This is a genomic window from Duganella sp. Dugasp78, from assembly GCF_059491455.1.
In genome coordinates, this window is record NZ_CP168506.1 from 2,969,525 (window position 1) to 2,985,844 (window position 16,320).

The 16,320-nt window shown below is 64.4% G+C and carries 18 protein-coding genes; 15 read left to right on the top strand and 3 right to left on the bottom strand.

The genetic code is table 11. From position 1 onward, the window contains the following. The first annotated feature begins 40 nt into the window (after nucleotides 1–40). The 9 genes from mpl to corA all read left to right on the top strand — a co-directional run bounded on the left by mpl (nucleotide 41) and on the right by corA (nucleotide 8,624). A complete protein-coding gene (gene mpl, locus ACEN9O_RS13185) occupies nucleotides 41–1,408 on the top strand; it encodes a UDP-N-acetylmuramate:L-alanyl-gamma-D-glutamyl-meso-diaminopimelate ligase (RefSeq protein WP_495617980.1) in 1,368 nt (455 codons plus the stop codon). Then, the gene (locus ACEN9O_RS13190; protein WP_495617981.1) at nucleotides 1,405–1,983 is read left to right on the top strand and encodes a YqiA/YcfP family alpha/beta fold hydrolase; all 579 of its coding nucleotides are present in this window, start codon (nucleotides 1,405–1,407) and stop codon (nucleotides 1,981–1,983) included. Before mpl ends, ACEN9O_RS13190 begins: the two co-directional genes overlap by 4 nt. Beyond that, nucleotides 1,980–2,585 (top strand): chorismate--pyruvate lyase family protein, encoded by a 606-nt coding sequence (locus ACEN9O_RS13195; RefSeq protein WP_495617982.1) that lies wholly within the window; start codon nucleotides 1,980–1,982, stop codon nucleotides 2,583–2,585. Before ACEN9O_RS13190 ends, ACEN9O_RS13195 begins: the two co-directional genes overlap by 4 nt. A 2-nt stretch (nucleotides 2,586–2,587) precedes the next feature. Beyond that, a complete protein-coding gene (locus ACEN9O_RS13200) occupies nucleotides 2,588–4,606 on the top strand; it encodes a ribonuclease catalytic domain-containing protein (protein WP_495617983.1) in 2,019 nt (672 codons plus the stop codon). Nucleotides 4,607–4,810: 204 nt separating this feature from the next. Beyond that, on the top strand, nucleotides 4,811–5,644 hold the full coding sequence (locus tag ACEN9O_RS13205) for an energy transducer TonB family protein (protein WP_495618469.1): 834 nt from the start codon (nucleotides 4,811–4,813) through the stop codon (nucleotides 5,642–5,644). Next, entirely contained in the window at nucleotides 5,644–6,462 is an 819-nt protein-coding gene (gene aroE / locus ACEN9O_RS13210) for a shikimate dehydrogenase (protein ID WP_495617984.1), read from the top strand. The genes ACEN9O_RS13205 and aroE overlap by 1 nt, the downstream gene beginning before the upstream one ends. Next, a complete protein-coding gene (gene mtgA, locus ACEN9O_RS13215; RefSeq protein ID WP_495617985.1) occupies nucleotides 6,459–7,166 on the top strand; it encodes a monofunctional biosynthetic peptidoglycan transglycosylase in 708 nt (235 codons plus the stop codon). The genes aroE and mtgA overlap by 4 nt, the downstream gene beginning before the upstream one ends. 9 nt (nucleotides 7,167–7,175) lie before the next feature. Beyond that, a complete protein-coding gene (locus tag ACEN9O_RS13220; RefSeq protein ID WP_495617986.1) occupies nucleotides 7,176–7,577 on the top strand; it encodes a DUF4124 domain-containing protein in 402 nt (133 codons plus the stop codon). Between the two features lie 81 nt (nucleotides 7,578–7,658). Further along, complete coding sequence (gene corA / locus ACEN9O_RS13225; protein WP_495617987.1) at nucleotides 7,659–8,624, top strand: magnesium/cobalt transporter CorA; 966 nt, start codon at nucleotides 7,659–7,661, stop codon at nucleotides 8,622–8,624. Between the two features lie 3 nt (nucleotides 8,625–8,627). Here the strand turns inward: corA and ACEN9O_RS13230 are convergent, their stop codons facing one another. Further along, nucleotides 8,628–9,131: a hypothetical protein gene (locus ACEN9O_RS13230; protein WP_495617988.1), complete on the bottom strand. Its 504-nt coding sequence runs from the start codon at nucleotides 9,129–9,131 to the stop codon at nucleotides 8,628–8,630. Nucleotides 9,132–9,301: 170 nt separating this feature from the next. Here ACEN9O_RS13230 and ACEN9O_RS13235 point away from each other — a divergent pair, with 170 nt between their 5' ends. Further along, nucleotides 9,302–11,032 carry an ABC transporter permease gene (locus ACEN9O_RS13235; protein ID WP_495617989.1) on the top strand — a complete coding sequence of 577 codons (1,731 nt, stop codon included), beginning with the start codon at nucleotides 9,302–9,304 and terminating at the stop codon, nucleotides 11,030–11,032. Between the two features lie 15 nt (nucleotides 11,033–11,047). Beyond that, nucleotides 11,048–12,358: an ABC transporter ATP-binding protein gene (locus ACEN9O_RS13240; RefSeq protein ID WP_495617990.1), complete on the top strand. Its 1,311-nt coding sequence runs from the start codon at nucleotides 11,048–11,050 to the stop codon at nucleotides 12,356–12,358. A 75-nt stretch (nucleotides 12,359–12,433) separates the two neighbouring features. On the opposite strand, the gene hemL is transcribed toward ACEN9O_RS13240, so the two are convergent. Together hemL and thiD are read right to left on the bottom strand one after the other, a co-directional pair. Further along, nucleotides 12,434–13,726 carry a glutamate-1-semialdehyde 2,1-aminomutase gene (gene hemL / locus ACEN9O_RS13245; protein WP_495617991.1) on the bottom strand — a complete coding sequence of 431 codons (1,293 nt, stop codon included), beginning with the start codon at nucleotides 13,724–13,726 and terminating at the stop codon, nucleotides 12,434–12,436. 16 nt (nucleotides 13,727–13,742) lie between these two features. Next, nucleotides 13,743–14,591, bottom strand: a complete 849-nt coding sequence (gene thiD / locus ACEN9O_RS13250; protein WP_495617992.1) for a bifunctional hydroxymethylpyrimidine kinase/phosphomethylpyrimidine kinase — start codon at nucleotides 14,589–14,591, stop codon at nucleotides 13,743–13,745. Between the two features lie 57 nt (nucleotides 14,592–14,648). Here thiD and ACEN9O_RS13255 point away from each other — a divergent pair, with 57 nt between their 5' ends. The 4 genes from ACEN9O_RS13255 (at nucleotide 14,649) to ACEN9O_RS13270 (ending at nucleotide 16,296) form a co-directional block, all read left to right on the top strand. Further along, nucleotides 14,649–14,840, top strand: coding sequence for a rubredoxin (locus ACEN9O_RS13255; RefSeq protein WP_301546346.1), 192 nt, complete (start codon nucleotides 14,649–14,651; stop codon nucleotides 14,838–14,840). A 92-nt stretch (nucleotides 14,841–14,932) separates the two neighbouring features. Further along, a complete protein-coding gene (locus ACEN9O_RS13260; protein WP_495617993.1) occupies nucleotides 14,933–15,343 on the top strand; it encodes a response regulator in 411 nt (136 codons plus the stop codon). Between the two features lie 20 nt (nucleotides 15,344–15,363). After that, a complete protein-coding gene (locus ACEN9O_RS13265) occupies nucleotides 15,364–15,729 on the top strand; it encodes a response regulator (RefSeq protein ID WP_495617994.1) in 366 nt (121 codons plus the stop codon). A 3-nt stretch (nucleotides 15,730–15,732) separates the two neighbouring features. Then, nucleotides 15,733–16,296: a chemotaxis protein CheW gene (locus ACEN9O_RS13270; RefSeq protein ID WP_495617995.1), complete on the top strand. Its 564-nt coding sequence runs from the start codon at nucleotides 15,733–15,735 to the stop codon at nucleotides 16,294–16,296. Nucleotides 16,297–16,320 lie beyond the last annotated feature (24 nt).

Here is a 16,320-nt window from a genome sequence, read left to right on the forward strand (position 1 = left end):
GTCAGGTAAAATCCCGTATTCATTCGTCGTCTTGATCACTATGCATATTCATATCCTCGGTATTTGCGGCACCTTCATGGGCGGCCTGGCAGTCCTGGCAAAAGAGGCGGGCCACCGCGTGACCGGCTGCGACGCCAACGTGTATCCGCCCATGAGCACCCAGCTGGAAGCGCAGGGCATCGAACTGATACAGGGCTTTGGCCCGGAACAGGTGCAACTTAACCCCGACCTGTACGTGATCGGCAATGTCGTTTCGCGCGGCAATCCGCTGATCGAAGAGATCATGAACCGCGGCCTGCCGTTCGTCTCCGGCCCGCAATGGATCGGCGACCATATATTAAAGGACAAGTGGGTACTGGCCGTGGCCGGCACGCACGGCAAGACCACCACCTCGGCCATGCTGACCTGGATACTGGAAGACGCCGGTTACGCGCCCGGCTTCCTGATCGGCGGCGTGCCGATGAACTTCGGCGTCTCGGCCCGCATGCAAGGGGACAAGGATTCTATCTTCTTCGTCATCGAGGCCGACGAGTACGACACCGCCTTCTTCGACAAGCGCAGCAAGTTTGTGCACTACCACGCCAAGACCGCGATCCTGAACAACCTGGAATACGATCATGCCGACATCTTCCCCGATCTGGGCGCGATCGAAACCCAGTTCCATCACCTGGTGCGCACCGTGCCCGGCATCGGCCGCGTCGTGTTCAACGCCGACGAGCCGGCGCTGCAGCGCGTGCTCAAGCGCGGCTGCTGGAGCGAGAAGGAAGGCTTCGGCGGCGCGCAGGGCGCCGATTGGACGATGAACGAATACGATGACGGCAGCTTCGACGTGATCTTCGGCGGCGAAGTGGCCGGCCATGTCGAGTGGAACCTGACCGGCAAGCACAACCGCGCCAACGCGTTGGCCGCGATTGCCGCCGCCCGCCACGTCGGCGTGCCGGTGGCGCAGGCGGCCAAGTCGCTGGCCACGTTCGAGAACGTCAAGCGCCGCATGGAAGTGCGCGGCGTGGTAAACGATATTACTGTTTATGACGATTTCGCCCACCATCCGACCGCGATCGCCACCACCGTCGGCGGCCTGCGCCAGAAGATAGGCAAGAGCGCACGCATCCTGGCCGTGCTGGAGCCGCGCTCCAACACCATGAAGCTGGGCGCGATGAAGGATGCGCTGCCGGGCAGCCTGTCCGAAGCCGACCTGGTGTTCGGCTTCGGCAGCCAGCAGGCGCTGGGCTGGAGCCTGGGCGCCGCGCTGGCGCCGCTGGGGCCGGTCGCCAGCGCCTATGAAGACATCGACGTGCTGGTCGCCGCCATCGTCAAGGCCGCGCAGCCGGGCGACCAGATCCTGGTGATGAGCAACGGCGGCTTCGGCGGCGTGCACAACAAGATACTGGAAGCGCTGGCGCGATGATTCTTTACCTGCACGGATTCCGCTCGTCGCCCAAGTCGATGAAGGCGCGCGTGATGGGCGAGCGTATGGCGGCGCTGGGTTTGTCGGACCAGTTCATCTGCCCGCAGCTGCCGGCCTCGCCCAGGCTGGCGATGGAATTGGCGCTCTCTTTAATAGAGGGCATTCCGGCCGGTGAGCTGACCATCGTCGGTTCCTCGCTGGGCGGCTACTACGCCACTTGGCTGGCCGAGCGCATCGGTTGCCGCGCGGTGCTGCTGAACCCGGCCATCGTGCCGCTCAAGGACCTGGACCAGCACGTCGGCGTGACCACGCAATACCATTCCGACGAGCCGTTCGAGTTCAAGCAGGAATACATCGAGGAACTGCGCGCATTGGCCGTCAATCCGGTCACGCGCCAGGAGCGTTACTTCCTGATCGCCGCCACCGGCGACGAAGTGCTGGACTATCGCGACATGGTGGCGCACTATGCGGGCGCGCGCCAGCATGTGATCGAGGGCAGCGACCATGGCATTTCCGAGTTTGCCGATTATGTGGAGTCTGTACTGGAATTTTGCGGTATCGAGGCGCATCAGTGACGGCCGCAGTGCGTGGCGCTTCGCTGCGGCAGACGCAATGGCAGCCGCATGTGCTGGCGCTGAATGCGCCGCCGGCCTACCGCCAGTGGCTGACGGCCGACGGTTCGCTGACCGCCAAGCTGAAGGATCATAGCCGCACCTTCCGCGTGCAGTGCCTGCATCAGACCACCGCGCGCTGCCTGACGGACGAGGCGGTGGCGATCGGCATGCACAGGCCCGGCCGCGTCTGGGAGAGGGAAGTGCTGCTGCGGTGTGATAATACGCCTGTGGTGTTCGCGCACACGGTGGTGCCGATGTCGGCCACGGCCACGGACTGGCCCTTGTTCAGCGCATTGGGCGAGCGTTCGCTGGGCACGACCCTGTTTGGCGACCCGCAAGTGCGGCGCGGTGTTTTGGAATTTGCAAGATTGCGGAACGGGCATCCCCTGGCGCAGCGCGCGCGCCAGGCGCTGCAATTGGATCAAGGGCGGGAAGGTCCGCAAGAACTCATCTTATATGCACGGCGCTGTTTATATCGGCGTCGTCAGGGTACTCTGCTGGTGACGGAAGTGTTTCTGCCTTCCGTGCTGGAATTGAAACTAATAACAACGAACAGAAGCTAGCAATGAATCTATTTTTCGAAGAATCCGGCGATTTCAAGGTCGGCTCCATGATGTCGCAAGCCGGCGAGGCCTATCAGGTTGAAATGGCCAGCGGCAAGCGCACCAAGGTCAAGATCAAGGACGTGCTGCTGCAGTACGAGAAGCCGTCGCCGACGGATTTGATGGAACAGGCCAAGGCGGTCGCGGCCGACATCGACCTCGACTTCCTGTGGGAAGTGGCGGGCGAAGAGGAATTCGGTTTCGCCGAGCTGGGCGCGGAATACTTCGGCCACGCGCCGCTGCCGGCCGAAGCGGCCGGCCTGATCCTGAGCCTGCATTCGGCGCCGATCTACTTCTACAAGAAGGGGCGCGGCCGCTACAAGGCCGCGCCCGAGCAATCGCTGCGCGCCGCGCAGGCCGGCATCGAGAAAAAGAAACAGCAGGCGCTGGTGCAGGCCGAGTACGTTGAAGAGTTGAAGGCCAACAAGCTGCCGGCCTCGATGCAGAACATGGTCATGCAGCTGCTGTTCAAGCCGGACAAGAACTCCATCGAATACAAGGCGCTGGAAGCTGCCTGCAACGAGCTGCACACCAATCCGCAGCGGCTGATGCTGGCGGCTGGCGGCGTGGCGTCGCCCAAGGCGCTGCACATGGCCAAGTTCCTGTTCGAGAACTTCCCGCGCGGCGCCGGCTTCCCGGACGTGCCGGTGCCGGTGACGCCGACCAAGCTGCCGCTGGCCAACGTGCAAGCGTTCTCCATCGACGACGTCACCACCACCGAGATCGACGACGCCTTCTCCGTCACCAGGCTGGACGACGGCAACGTCAAGATCGGCATTCACATCGCCGCGCCGGGCCTGGGCATACAGCCGGACGATGCGGTCGACAAGATGGCGCGCGCGCGCATGTCCACCGTCTACATGCCTGGCGATAAGATCACCATGCTGCCGGACGCCATCGTCGAAGCGTTCACGCTGGCCGAGGGCAAGACCTGCCCGGCGCTGTCGCTGTACGCCACGCTCAACCCTGCCGACTGGTCGGTGCTGGCCACCGAGACCCGCGCCGAGATGGTGCCGATCGCGAACAACCTGCGCCACAACGACCTCGACGACCTGGTCAACGAGGAAACGCTGGCCAGCGGCGTGGGCGACTATCCGCACAAGGAGTCGCTGGGCCTGATCTGGCAATGGGCGCAGGTGCTGGAAGCGGCGCGCATGGTCAAGCGCGAAGGCTTCGGCCTCAAGCCGGAACAGAACAACCGCGTGGACTTCAACTTCTACGTGGAAGACGACGTGGTCACGGTCAGCCGCCGCAAGCGCGGCGCGCCGCTGGACAAGATCGTGGCCGAGCTGATGATCTTCGCCAACAGCACCTGGGGCAAGCTGATGCATGACCACGGCGTGCCGGGCATTTACCGCAGCCAGGGCCAGGGCGTGGGCGGCTGGGCCGCCAAGATGCAGGTGCGCATGCTGACCCATGCGGCGCCGCACCAGGGCCTGGGCGTGGACCAGTATGCATGGAGCACCTCGCCGCTGCGCCGCTATACCGACCTGGTCAACCAGTGGCAGATCCTGGCCTGCGCCGAGCACGGCGTGACCGCGCCGCTGGTCGCGCACTTCAAGCACAAGGATGCCAACCTGTTCGCGATCGTGTCGCAGTTCGACGCGGCGTATGCGGCGTATGGCGATCATCAGTCGAACATGGAACGCTACTGGTGTCTGCGCTGGCTGGGCCAGCAGGAGGCGCGCCAGGTCGAGGCCGTGGTGCTCAAGGACGAGGTGCTGCGCCTGGTCGATATCCCGCTGATCATCCGTTTGCCGGGCATGCCGCAGGTGGCGCGCGGCGCCCAGGTCAAGCTGGACATCCTGCGCTGGGACGAGGTGGACCTGACCATCGAAGCGCGCATCCTGGAAATCCCGACCACCGAAACGGTGGCCGCCGATGCCGAGCTGGACTACGAGGACGAGGAGGCGCCGGAAGAAGCGGTCGACGCGCCGGAAGTGGCGGTCGAGGCCGCCGCCGAGGAGCCGGCCGCCGAATAGCGTCGTTCCCGCGAAAGCGGGAATCCATACTGAACGTGAAAATCGGCGTTCTATGGATTCCCGCCTGCGCGGGAATGACCGCTTAAAATCCCGCAGCCCCGCGCTTGCTTTGACGTAAAATCAGCCCTAACTTTTCTCTCCCGGCCTCGCGTGAAGTCTTTCAAAGAAAATCGCTTGCTGTACATCGCCATCGGCCTCTCGCTGATGGCGCATGGCGCCCTGCTCGCGGTGCACTTTGTCGCGCCCAAGCCGGCGCCGGTGCAAGCCACCGATCCGGGGCTGGAAGTGATCCTGGTTAACGCCAAACACAGCAAGGCGCCGTTGAAGGCCGAGGCGCTGGCCCAGGCCAACCTGGACGGCGGCGGCAACGTCGACAAGGGCCGCTCCAAATCGCCCATGCCCGATATGCGCAAGATTGAAACGGGCGACAGCATCAAGGCCGCCAAGCGCCGCATCGCCGAGCTGGAAGAGCAGCAGAGGAATCTGCTGACGCAAGCGGCCAAACAGACCCCGTACACCGCGCCGCCGGTGACGGAAAAGAACAAGCCCGATCCGCTGCCGACCGGTGCCGACCTGCTGGACGCCAGCAAGGCCATCGCCCGCCGCGCCGCCGAGATCAGCGAAACCATCGACGACCAGAACAAGCGTCCCAAGAAGACCTTCATCACGCCGAGCACGCGCGGCGTTGGCTACGCGATGTACTACAAAGCGATCCAGAAGCGCATCGAAGACATCGGTACGCTGAACTTCCCGCAGGCTAACGGCCGCAAGCTGTATGGCCAGCTGGTGCTGTCGATCCCGGTATTTCAGGATGGCACGATCTACGAAAAGGACGGCGGCATCAAGGTTGATCGCAGCTCCGGCAACCAGGCGCTGGACGACGCCGCGATGAACATCGTGCGCCGCGCCGCGCCGTTCGGCAAGTTCCCGCCGAACATGCTGTCCAATGACAAGGACGATCTGTGGGTGATCGTCACGACTTTCAAATTCACCCGCGAAGACAAACTACAAGCCGACTTAAGCGGCGGAGGACGTTGATGGACCGCTACTGCGTATTCGGCAATCCGATTGCCCATAGCAAATCACCCGAGATCCATGCCGCGTTCGCGGCCCAGACCGGGCAGGAACTCACTTACGAAAAACGGCTGGCGCCGGTGGATGGCTTTGCCGCCGCCGTGCAAGCCTTCATCGCCGAGGGCGGCAAAGGCGCCAACGTCACCGTGCCGTTCAAGCTGGACGCGGTGAAGGTGGCGCAGGCGCTGACCATCCGCGCCCGCGCGGCCGGCGCCGTCAACACGCTGCACTTCACCGAGGACGGCATCGTTGGCGACAACACCGATGGCGCGGGACTGGTGGCGGACATCGTCAACAATGCCGGCGTGCAGATCACCGGCAAGCGCGTGCTGCTGCTGGGCGCCGGCGGCGCCGCGCGCGGCGTGGTGCTGCCCATCCTGGAGCATCGCCCGGCCCAGCTGGTCATCGCCAACCGCACCGTGGCCACGGCCGAGGCGCTGGCCGAGCAGTTTGCCGCGCTGGGCGGCGAGGGCGTGGTCTCGGCCTCTGGTTACAGCGACGTTGAGGGCGCGTTCGACATCGTCATCAACGCCACCTCGGCGAGCCTGAGCGCCGAGTTGCCGCCGGTGTCGCCGTCGGTGTTCGCGCCCGGCGCGCTGGCTTTGGATATGATGTACGGAGCCTCCCCCACGGTATTCTTGCAGTTCGCGGGCCAGCACGGCGCACGCTTGCGCGACGGCCTGGGCATGCTGGTCGAGCAGGCCGCCGAGGCGTTCAGCCTGTGGCGCGGCGTGCAGCCGGCCACGGCGGACGTGCTGCAATCGCTGCGGGCCAAACTGTGAGTGCGGCCAAGGCGGGCAAATGGCGCTGGGTGAAGTGGATCTTCATCCTGCCGATACTGCTGTTCCTGGCCGTGCAGCTGTACTTCTTCCTGCAGATCTGGTGGTGGGTCGACCATAATCCGTCGACGACCAGCTTCATGCGCGAGCAGCGCGCGGCGCTGCGCGAGAAGAACCCGGACGCCAACATCCAGCAGATGTGGGTGCCGTACGGCCGCATCTCGAACAACCTCAAGCGCGCCATCATCGCTTCCGAGGACGCCAACTTCTCCGAGCACGAGGGCGTCGACTGGGATGCGCTGCAAAAGGCCTACGAGAAGAACAACAAGAAGCACAAGGTAGTGTCGGGCGGATCGACCATCACCCAGCAACTGGCCAAGAATCTGTTCCTGTCCGGCTCGCGCAGCTATGTGCGCAAGGGGCAGGAGCTGATCATCACCTACATGCTGGAAACCTTGATGGACAAGGAGCGCATCTTCGAAATCTACCTGAACGTGGTGGAGTTCGGCACCGGCACGTTCGGCGCCGAGGCGGCGGCGCGGCATTACTACGGCGTCAGCGCGGCCAACCTGGGCGCGGCCCAGGCGGCCAGGCTGGCGGTGATGTTGCCCAATCCGCGCTTCTTCGACAAGCACAGGGATTCGGGCTATCTGGCGCGGCGTACGGGCGTGATCCTGCGCCGCATGGGATCGGCGGAGTTACCTTAGGAGGCAGCGATGTTAAGCAAGCAGCGTGGACTCGGATTGATACAGGTGGCCATCATCATGGCTACGCTGGCGGCGATAGCAATGGCGTTTTTGATGTCGGCCCGCCATGAGCGCAACTTCTTCGCCGAAGGGCTGGCCAAGCTGACCGGGCAGGCGCCGCCGGCCGCGTCGGCAGCGGCCTCGGCATCGTCGGCTGCCGCGGCGGCCGCGCCGGCGGTGCCGGCCGGGGTGCTGCGCAAGTGCGTCATCGACGGCAAAACCGTGCTGTCGGACGTGGACTGCAAGGACGGCAAGGTGGTCAAGGCGATCGACACACGCGGCATCGAAGCGCCCAAAGTGCCCAAGCCGGACCCGGCGGACTCGGCCCCGCAGTCGGCCACCGATAAAATGATCGAAAAAGCGACCCGCTAGGCTGAAATAGCGCATGGCAGGCTGGCCTCGCTGGGGCCTTTGCGGGTACACTTGCGCTGTTTCCAGAAGGCTCGCGTACCCATGATTAATGTTTTCGTTCTCCAGAATGGCCGGCTCAACCAGGTGCCCATCGACAGTCGCGAGGACCTGGAAAAGGTCGAGCCGGTCTGGGTCGACCTGACCGACCCGACGGACGACGAACGCGCATGGGTCAAGGCCATCTACGGCGTGACCTTGCCGGGCGAGGACGAGGTCAAGGACATCGAAGCGTCGGCCCGCTACTACGAAGCGGAAAACGGCGACCTGCACCTGCGCACCGACTTTTTGCTGGAAGAAGAGGACGGCCCGTCGCGCATCGTCACGGTGGCCTTCATCCTGGCGCGCAAGATGCTGTTCTCGGTGCACACCGACGATCTGCCGGTGTTCCGCCTGGTGCGCATGCGCGCGCGCTCGCGGCCGGGCTCGATCGCCGACTACATGGACGTGCTGCTGGACCTGTACGCGACCGACGCCGAATACTCGGCCGACGCGCTGGAAGGCATCTACCAGAACCTGGAAGAAGTCAGCGGCCGCGTGCTGCAGAAAGAGTTCACCGACCAGGACGCGGCGGCCGCGCTGAACGCCATCGCGCATGAGGAAGACTTGAACGGCCGCATCCGCCGCAACATGATGGACACGCGGCGCGCGGTCAGCTTCCTGATGCGCGGACGGCTGTTGAATTCGGAGCAGTTCGAGGAGGCGCGCCAGATTCTGCGGGACATCGAATCGCTGGACGGCCACACGTCCTTCCTGTTCGACAAGATCAACTTCCTGATGGACGCCACGGTCGGCTTCATCAACATCAACCAGAACAAGATCATCAAGATCTTCTCGGTGGCCAGCGTGGCCTTCCTGCCGCCGACCCTGATCGCCTCGATCTACGGCATGAACTTCAAGTGGCTGCCGGAACTGGAATGGCAGCTCGGCTACCCGTTCGCCATCGTGCTGATGATCACCAGCGCCATCGCGCCGTTCTGGTACTTCCGCCGTCGCGGGTGGTTGAAGTAGGCGTTACACCGGCTGCGGGCTGAACTCCAGCGACAGGGTGCTGAAGTAGGGGGCCGTAATCCATTTTTCGTTCAGCGACAGCGCGCGGTCGTACAGCGCCGCCTTGATGTCGATGCCGACCTTGCTGAAGTCGAACGGCTGCTTGTCGCGCGCCGTGCAGGCCGAGGCGGCGCCAGCCAGGAAGGCTTCCTCGTCGAACGCGCCGGACCACAACTGCGCCTGCAAACCCTCGACGATCGCCTCCGCCTGCACCGCCTCGGTCTCCACATCCTTGTTGGCCGCGTCGTGCACCGCCTCCATGACGAACTGCGCATCGGCGCCGCGTGCCAGCCGGCTGAGGAAGCCGTGCCGCAGCGGCAAGGCCGATTCCACCACATAGTGCAACAGGTCGTGCGGCAGGATGCCCTGGCGCGGCATCACCGTGTCGGTGCAGCTGCCGTTGTTGCGCACAAAACGCAGCACATCGTATTTGTCGGTCCTGGACCGTTTTTCAGCAATCAATTTCATAACGCACAATATTAATCCGATCACACAATTATGCTCCCTACAAGGGCCTTAAATAGTCACCAACTTTCACGATCGTAATTAATTTCACATAAGTTATCCTTTAGAATGGCCGCCTGTGTCACTCTCCGGTCACTCGCATCGGTTATTCTGGCCGAAGAAAGCACAAGACAATGAACAAAAAACGGCAATTTTTCCCCCGTCAGGTGGTTGAGGCTGGCGGTAATCGCTGGGACTGGGCATTGCTGCCCATCGTGTTGGCGTTGTTCGTCCTGCTGGCCTACGGCAGCCAGCAAATGGTCCGTCCATACGAGGTGGGCCAGACGCTGCCGTTGTCGCTGGACCCGACCTACCTGCCTTACTACCTGCTGCGCACCACGCTGCGCATGTTCATCGCGCTGGGCGCGTCGGTGGTGTTCAGCTGCGTGTTCGCCGCCCTCACCACCAAATACAAGCTGGCAGAAAAAGTGCTGGTGCCGATGCTCGACATCCTGCAATCGATCCCCATCCTGGGCTTCCTGTCGATCACCGTCACCGCCTTCATCGCCTTCTTCCCCGGCAGCCTGCTGGGGGTGGAGTGCGCGGCGATCTTCGCCATCTTCACCTCGCAGGCCTGGAACATGGCGTTCTCCGCCTACCAGGGATTTCGCACCGTGCCGGCCGAATTGTCGGAAGCGGCGAGCGTGTTCCAGCTATCGGGCTGGCAGCGTTTCTGGCGCCTGGAGCTGCCGTTCGCCATGCCCGGCCTGTTGTGGAACATGATGATGTCGATGTCGGGCGGCTGGTTCTTCGTGGTGGCGTCGGAAGCGATTTCCGTCTCCGGCCAGGACATCAAGCTGCCCGGCATCGGTTCCTATATCGCCCTGGCCATCGCCAAGAGCGACATGGGCGCCATCGGCTGGGCCATCGGCGCCATGCTGGTCGGGGTGCTGATGTACGACCAGATGTTCTTCCGTCCCTTGCTGGCCTGGGCCGACAAGTTCCGCTTCGAGGAAACCGGCAGCGACACCGCCCAGCAATCGTGGCTGCTCACCTGGCTGCGCCGCACCGAGCGCACGCAGGCCGTGGTCGAATGGTTCGGCAACCTGCTGTCGCGCTCCATCGCCCTGTTCCGCCTGGGCCATGACGGCACCTCGATCCGCGCCCGCCGCGACCAGCCGTCGCTGGTGCCGCAGCGCGTGTGGGACGCGGTGATCGCCGCCGTGGTGTTCTACGCCCTGTGGAGCCTGGGCCACTTCATCAGCACGGAAGTCGGCTGGGCCGAAGTGGGCCATGTGTTCGTGCTTGGCCTGTACACGCTGACGCGCGTGATCCTGCTGCTGGCGCTGGCCGCGCTGGTGTGGGTGCCGGTCGGCGTGTGGATCGGCATGAACCCGCGCTGGGCCTCGCGCACGCAGGCGGTGGCGCAGTTCCTGGCGGCCTTCCCGACCAACCTGGTGTTCCCGGTGGCGGTGGTGCTGATCGTGCGCTTCCACCTGAACCCGGACATCTGGCTGTCGCCGCTGATGATCCTCGGGACGCAATGGTATTTGCTGTTCAACGTGATCGCCGGCGCCTCCACCATTCCGACCGAGCTGCGTCACGCCGCCAAGAACTTCGGCCTGACCGGCTGGCTCAAATGGCGGCGCTACCTGCTGCCGGCGATCTTCCCCAGCTTCGTCACCGGCGCCATCACCGCCACCGGCGGCTCGTGGAACGCCAGTATCGTGGCAGAATACGTCAGCTGGGGCCCGACCACGCTGAAGGCGCACGGCATCGGCAGCTACATCCAGGAGATGACCACCGCCGGCGACTTCCCGCGCATCGCGCTGGGCATAGGCGTCATGTGCATCTTCGTCATGGGCTTCAACCACTTCGTTTGGCGCCGCCTGTACACCATGGCCGAGAGCCGGCTGCATTTCTAGTATTGAGATCGAATTATGAGTACTCCTATCGTCGAATTGAAATCGGTCGGCAAGCATTTCCGCGGCGCCGACGGCTCCGCGCGCGCGGTGCTGGAAGGCGTGGACTTCACGCTGCATGAAGGCGAGATCGTCGCGCTGCTGGGCCAATCGGGTTCCGGCAAATCGACCATGCTGCGCATCATGGCGGGGCTGATCCAGGCCGACGAGGGCCAGGTGCTGTATCGCGGCATGCCGCTGTACGGCACGGCGCGCGGTATCCGCATGGTGTTCCAGTCGTTCGCGCTGTTCCCGTGGCTGACGGTGCAGAAGAACGTCGAGCTGGGGCTGGAGGCGCAAGGCATGCCGGCCGAGGAACGGGCGCGCCGCGCCGAAAAGGTGATTGAGCTGATCGGCCTGTCCGGCTTCGAGGGCGCGCTGCCGCGCGAGCTGTCGGGCGGCATGCGCCAGCGCGTCGGCATCGCCCGCGCGCTGGTGATGGAGCCCGAAGTGCTGCTGATGGACGAGGCGTTTTCCGCGCTGGACGTGCTGACCGGCGAGCGCCTGCGCGAAGAGATCCTGGAGTTGTGGCAGTCCGGCCAGATCCCGACCAAGGCCATCCTGGTGGTGTCGCACAACATCGAGGAAGCGGTGATGATGGCCGACCGCGTGCTGATCTTCGCCAGCGATCCTGGCCGCGTGCGCGCCGAGTTGCCGATCTCGCTGCCGCAGCCGCGCAAGGCCGAAGGGCCGGAAGTGCGCCAGCTGATCGACAAGGTGTATGAGCTGATGACCGCCGGCGCCGGCCGCCGCGGCTTGATCAGCGAGAAGGAGGTCAAGCTGCAGTTGGGCGACCGTCTGCCGCAGGCCGATATCGCGCACATGGAAGGTATCGTGGAGCTGCTGTCCGAAGAACCGTTCTCCGGCCGCGCCGACCTGCCGCAGCTGGCCGAAGAAACGGAGCTGACCGACGCCGAGCTGCTGGAAGTATTGAACGGCTTGATCCTGCTGGGCTTTGCCTACCTGACCAACGGCGACATCCTGCTGACCGATTTGGGCGGCAGGTACGCGGCGGCCAACAACACCGACCGCCAGGAGATCTTCGGCAAGCAGCTGCTGGAGCATGTGCCGCTGATCGCCTACATCTGCCACGGGCTGGAACAGGACAAGTCGGGCGACCTGCCGGAGGATCTGTTCCTCAAGCTGCTGCGCTTCACGCTCAGCGAAGAAGAGGCGGAACGCGCACTGCGCGTGGCCATCGAGTGGGGCCGCTACGGCGACCTGTTCGAATACAACTTCAACACCGGCGTGATCCAGCTGTCCGAAGAGGACGAGGAAGACGAAACCTGATTCGTCACTCCCGCGCAGGCGGGAGTCCATGCACTGCGTGCTCAGCATGGGTTCCCGCTTTCGCGGGAACGACTGTTAAGCCGCGAGTTTTTTGAACACGCGGGCGGCGGCGGCGATGGTCTCGTCGATCACCGCGTCGCTGTGCTGCGCCGAGACGAAGCCCGCCTCGAACGCGGCCGGCGCGAAGTACACGCCTTCGTCCAGCATCGCGTGGAAGAACACATTAAAGCGCGCGCGGTCGCCGGCCATCATCTCGGCGTAGTTGTTCGGCGGCGTCTCGCTGAAGTACAAGCCGAACATGCCGCCCACCGAGTCGGCGCAGAACACGATGCCCGCATCCCTGGCCGCCTTGGTCAAACCGGCCGCAAGCCGCGCGGCGGTCGCGCTCAATTTCTCGTAGAAGCCCGGCTCCTGGATGATCTTCAGGGTCGTCATGCCCGCCGCCACCGCCACCGGATTGCCCGACAAGGTGCCGGCCTGGTACACGGCGCCCAGCGGCGCCATCTTGCTCATCAGCTCAGCGCTGCCGCCGAAGGCCGCCACCGGCAGGCCGCCGCCGATCACCTTGCCCAGCGCCGTCAGGTCCGGCTTGATGCCGTACAGCTGCTGCGCGCCGCCCAGCGCCACGCGGAAGCCGCACATCACCTCGTCGAAGATCAGCACCGCGCCGTGCTTGGTGCACAGCGCGCGCATGGATTTCAAGAACGCCTCGCTGGCCTTGATCAGGTTCATATTGCCGGCCACCGGCTCGACGATCACGCAGGCGATTTCGTCGCCGAACGAGGCGAAGGCCTCTTCCAGCTGCTGCACGTTGTTATAGTCCAGCACCAGCGTGTGCTTGACGAAGTCCTCCGGCACGCCGGCCGACGTCGGATTGCCGAAGGTGAGCAGGCCGCTGCCCGCCTTGACCAGCAGCGAATCCGCGTGGCCGTGGTAGCAGCCTTCGAACTTGATGATCTTGTCGCGGCCCGTGGCGCCGCGCGCCAGGCGCAGCGCGCTCATGGTCGCCTCGGTGCCCGACGAGACCAGGCGCACTTGTTCGATCGACGGCACCAGGCGGCAGATTTCTTCGGCCATCAGGATCTCGCCCTCGGTCGGCGCGCCGAACGACAGTCCGCGCGCGGCCGCTTCCTGCACCGCCTTCACCACCACCGGATGCGCGTGGCCGACGATGGCCGGGCCCCAGGAACCGATGTAGTCGATGTAGCGCTTGTCGTCCGCGTCCCAGAAGTACGGGCCTTCGGCGCGGGTGATGAAGCGCGGCGTGCCACCCACCGAGCGGAAGGCGCGCACCGGCGAGTTGACGCCGCCGGGCGTGGTTTTCTGGGCGCGTTCGAATAGCTGGTCGTTTTTGGAAGTCGTGGTCATGATGGCATCTTCAATATCAAGTTGGTAAAGCCCGCTGCATGTGGAAAAAACGGTTGGGTATGAACTTGCCCATGCCGTAGCGCTGCGCATGCGCCAGCGCGCCGATGGTGTATTCCTGGGCCGCCTTCACCGCTTCCGGCACGTCGCTGCCGCGCGCCATGAAGGCGGTGATCGCCGCCGACAGCGTGCCGCCGGCGCCCAGGAAGGGGCCGGGCATATGCTGCCAGGCGTCGTGGCTGATCACGCCGTCGGTGCCGAACAGGGTGTTGGCCAGCGTGTTCGGCGCGGCCGCTTCCCCCTGCGGCGTGCCGGCCTGGGTGCCGGTGACGAGCACGAACTCGCAGCCCAGGGCCAGCAGGTGCTCGACATCCGATTCCATGGTGTCCTCGGCGCCTTCGCGCCAGGTTTCGGCCAGCCGGCCCAGCTCCACCTGCGACAGCATCAGCAGCGTGGCCTGCGGCACCAGCAGCTGGCGCAAGGCCGTCAGCAGTTCCTCGACTTCGTCGGCGTCGGCCGGATCGGGCAGGCGGGAGCTGAACGGGTCGAGGATCAGCGGCGCATCGGGATAGTCGGACAGGATCTCGGCGATGGCGGCCACCTGTTCGACGTTGGTCAGCGCGCCGACCTTGAAGGCGGCCATCGTCATGTCCTCCAGGACCACGCGGGCCTGGTCGGACACCCAGTCGGGATCGATGTCCTGCGCGTCTTCGACGCGGGCACTGTCGCCGATCAGCAACGCGGTGGTCACCGCCAGGCCGGTGCAGGAGAGGGCGGAAAATGCTGCCAGGTCGGCCTGGACACCGATCGCGCCAACCGGATCGGCGGCGCCGAAGCTTAATATGAGAGGAGAAGTTTGGTTTTGCACGGCGGGTAGATTAAGATACCTAATTCAGCATTTTACTTGATTGAAGGGTGGCAGAACGTGAGTAGCAATGAAACAACGCAGGAGTTCCAGACCTGGATGTGCCTGATCTGTGGCTGGATCTATGACGAGCAGGCCGGCTTGCCGGACGAAGGCATCGCCGCCGGCACCCGCTGGGCCGACGTGCCGATGAACTGGAGCTGCCCGGAATGCGGCGCCCGCAAGGACGATTTCGAGATGGTAGCCATCTGATACCCTGCGTCGGAGGGCTGGCTCTTTACTAGTATCGCGCCAGTCGCCTCCCGCCTATGCTATGGTGTAGCCACCATACCAGCGAACCGACTATGACGACGACCACGCCGCACGCTAATGCCCTGAAAATCATGGTGATCGACGATAGCAGCACGATACGTCGTTCGGCCGAGATCTTCCTGACCCAGGCTGGCTACCAGGTGGTGCTGGCCGAGGATGGATTCGACGCGCTGGCCAAGATCAACGACCATCATCCGGCGCTGGTCTTCTGCGACATCCTGATGCCGCGCCTCGACGGCTACCAGACCTGCGCGCTGATCAAGAAGAGCGCCAAATTCCACGCCACGCCAGTGCTGATGCTGTCCTCCAAGGACGGCCTGTTCGACCGCGCGCGCGGTGCCATGGTCGGCTCGGCCGCCTACCTCACCAAACCTTTTACCAAAGACAGCCTGCTGGCCGCGGTGCGCGAGCACACCGGCGGCGCCGTCTCCACACAAGAATAAATAAGCTTCAGGGGAATACCATGGCAATACAAAGAATTCTGATCGTCGACGATTCGCCCACGGAGCGCTACTACCTGACCGACATCCTGGTCAAGAACGGTTTTTCCGTCTCCACCGCAGAAAACGGCGAGGAGGCGCTGGTCAGGATCAAGGCCGACAAACCGCAGCTGATCCTGATGGACGTGGTCATGCCCGGCGCGAACGGCTTCCAGGTGACGCGCGCGATCGCCCGCGATCCCGAGCTGCAGGACGTGCCGGTGATTATCTGCTCCAGCAAGAACCAGGAGACCGACCGTATCTGGGGCCTGCGCCAGGGCGCGCGCGACTACCTGGTCAAGCCGGTCGACGCGGCCGAGCTGCTGGCCAAAATCGCCGCCCTCGGCTAAACGATGAGCAGCCAGACGTCCGATACCCCATCCACACCGGCCGGCCCGGAACGCCGCAGCCGCCTGCGCCAGTACCAGGTACAGCTGCTCGAGCGCATGCAGGCCGCCAAATCCGGCGCCGCAGTCGGCGGCCGCGAACTCGGCGTGCTGATAGGTGGCCGTCTTTGCCTGCTTGATCTGACGCAGATTAGCGAGATCGTGCCGCTGCAGCCGGTCACGCCGGTGCCGCTGACGCAGGAGTGGTATCACGGCCTGGCCAATATACGGGGCAACCTGACCGGCGTGATCGACCTGGCGCGCTACCAGGGCCAGGCCGCCGGCGACACCGCCGCCGCCGACAGCCGTTTGATCACATTCGCCCCCGCACTGGGCTTCAATTGCGCGCTGCTGGCCGAGCGCGTGCTGGGCCTGCGCAAGCTGGCCGACATGCAGGCCGTGGAAGCGCCGGCCGATGGCGGACCTGCTTGGAGCGGCCAGCATTTCACCGACGGCGAGGGCCAGCAATGGACCCGCATCGACCTGGCGCAGCTGGTGCGCGAATCGCGTTTTCTGCAAGTTGGTTTGTAAGGGCGGCATACTGGTGTAGGTCGC

Excerpts from the sequence above, each read along its gene's own strand:
- mpl (WP_495617980.1), top strand. The coding sequence starts at position 41 with ATGCATATTCATATCCTCGGTATTTGCGGCACCTTCATGGGCGGCCTG.
- ACEN9O_RS13190 (WP_495617981.1), top strand. The coding sequence starts at position 1,405 with ATGATTCTTTACCTGCACGGATTCCGCTCGTCGCCCAAGTCGATGAAG.
- ACEN9O_RS13200 (WP_495617983.1), top strand. The coding sequence starts at position 2,588 with ATGAATCTATTTTTCGAAGAATCCGGCGATTTCAAGGTCGGCTCCATG.
- ACEN9O_RS13205 (WP_495618469.1), top strand. The coding sequence starts at position 4,811 with ATGGCGCATGGCGCCCTGCTCGCGGTGCACTTTGTCGCGCCCAAGCCG.
- aroE (WP_495617984.1), top strand. The coding sequence starts at position 5,644 with ATGGACCGCTACTGCGTATTCGGCAATCCGATTGCCCATAGCAAATCA.
- ACEN9O_RS13220 (WP_495617986.1), top strand. The coding sequence starts at position 7,176 with ATGTTAAGCAAGCAGCGTGGACTCGGATTGATACAGGTGGCCATCATC.
- corA (WP_495617987.1), top strand. The coding sequence starts at position 7,659 with ATGATTAATGTTTTCGTTCTCCAGAATGGCCGGCTCAACCAGGTGCCC.
- ACEN9O_RS13230 (WP_495617988.1), bottom strand. The coding sequence starts at position 9,131 with ATGAAATTGATTGCTGAAAAACGGTCCAGGACCGACAAATACGATGTG.
- ACEN9O_RS13235 (WP_495617989.1), top strand. The coding sequence starts at position 9,302 with ATGAACAAAAAACGGCAATTTTTCCCCCGTCAGGTGGTTGAGGCTGGC.
- ACEN9O_RS13240 (WP_495617990.1), top strand. The coding sequence starts at position 11,048 with ATGAGTACTCCTATCGTCGAATTGAAATCGGTCGGCAAGCATTTCCGC.
- hemL (WP_495617991.1), bottom strand. The coding sequence starts at position 13,726 with ATGACCACGACTTCCAAAAACGACCAGCTATTCGAACGCGCCCAGAAA.
- ACEN9O_RS13260 (WP_495617993.1), top strand. The coding sequence starts at position 14,933 with ATGACGACGACCACGCCGCACGCTAATGCCCTGAAAATCATGGTGATC.
- ACEN9O_RS13265 (WP_495617994.1), top strand. The coding sequence starts at position 15,364 with ATGGCAATACAAAGAATTCTGATCGTCGACGATTCGCCCACGGAGCGC.
- ACEN9O_RS13270 (WP_495617995.1), top strand. The coding sequence starts at position 15,733 with ATGAGCAGCCAGACGTCCGATACCCCATCCACACCGGCCGGCCCGGAA.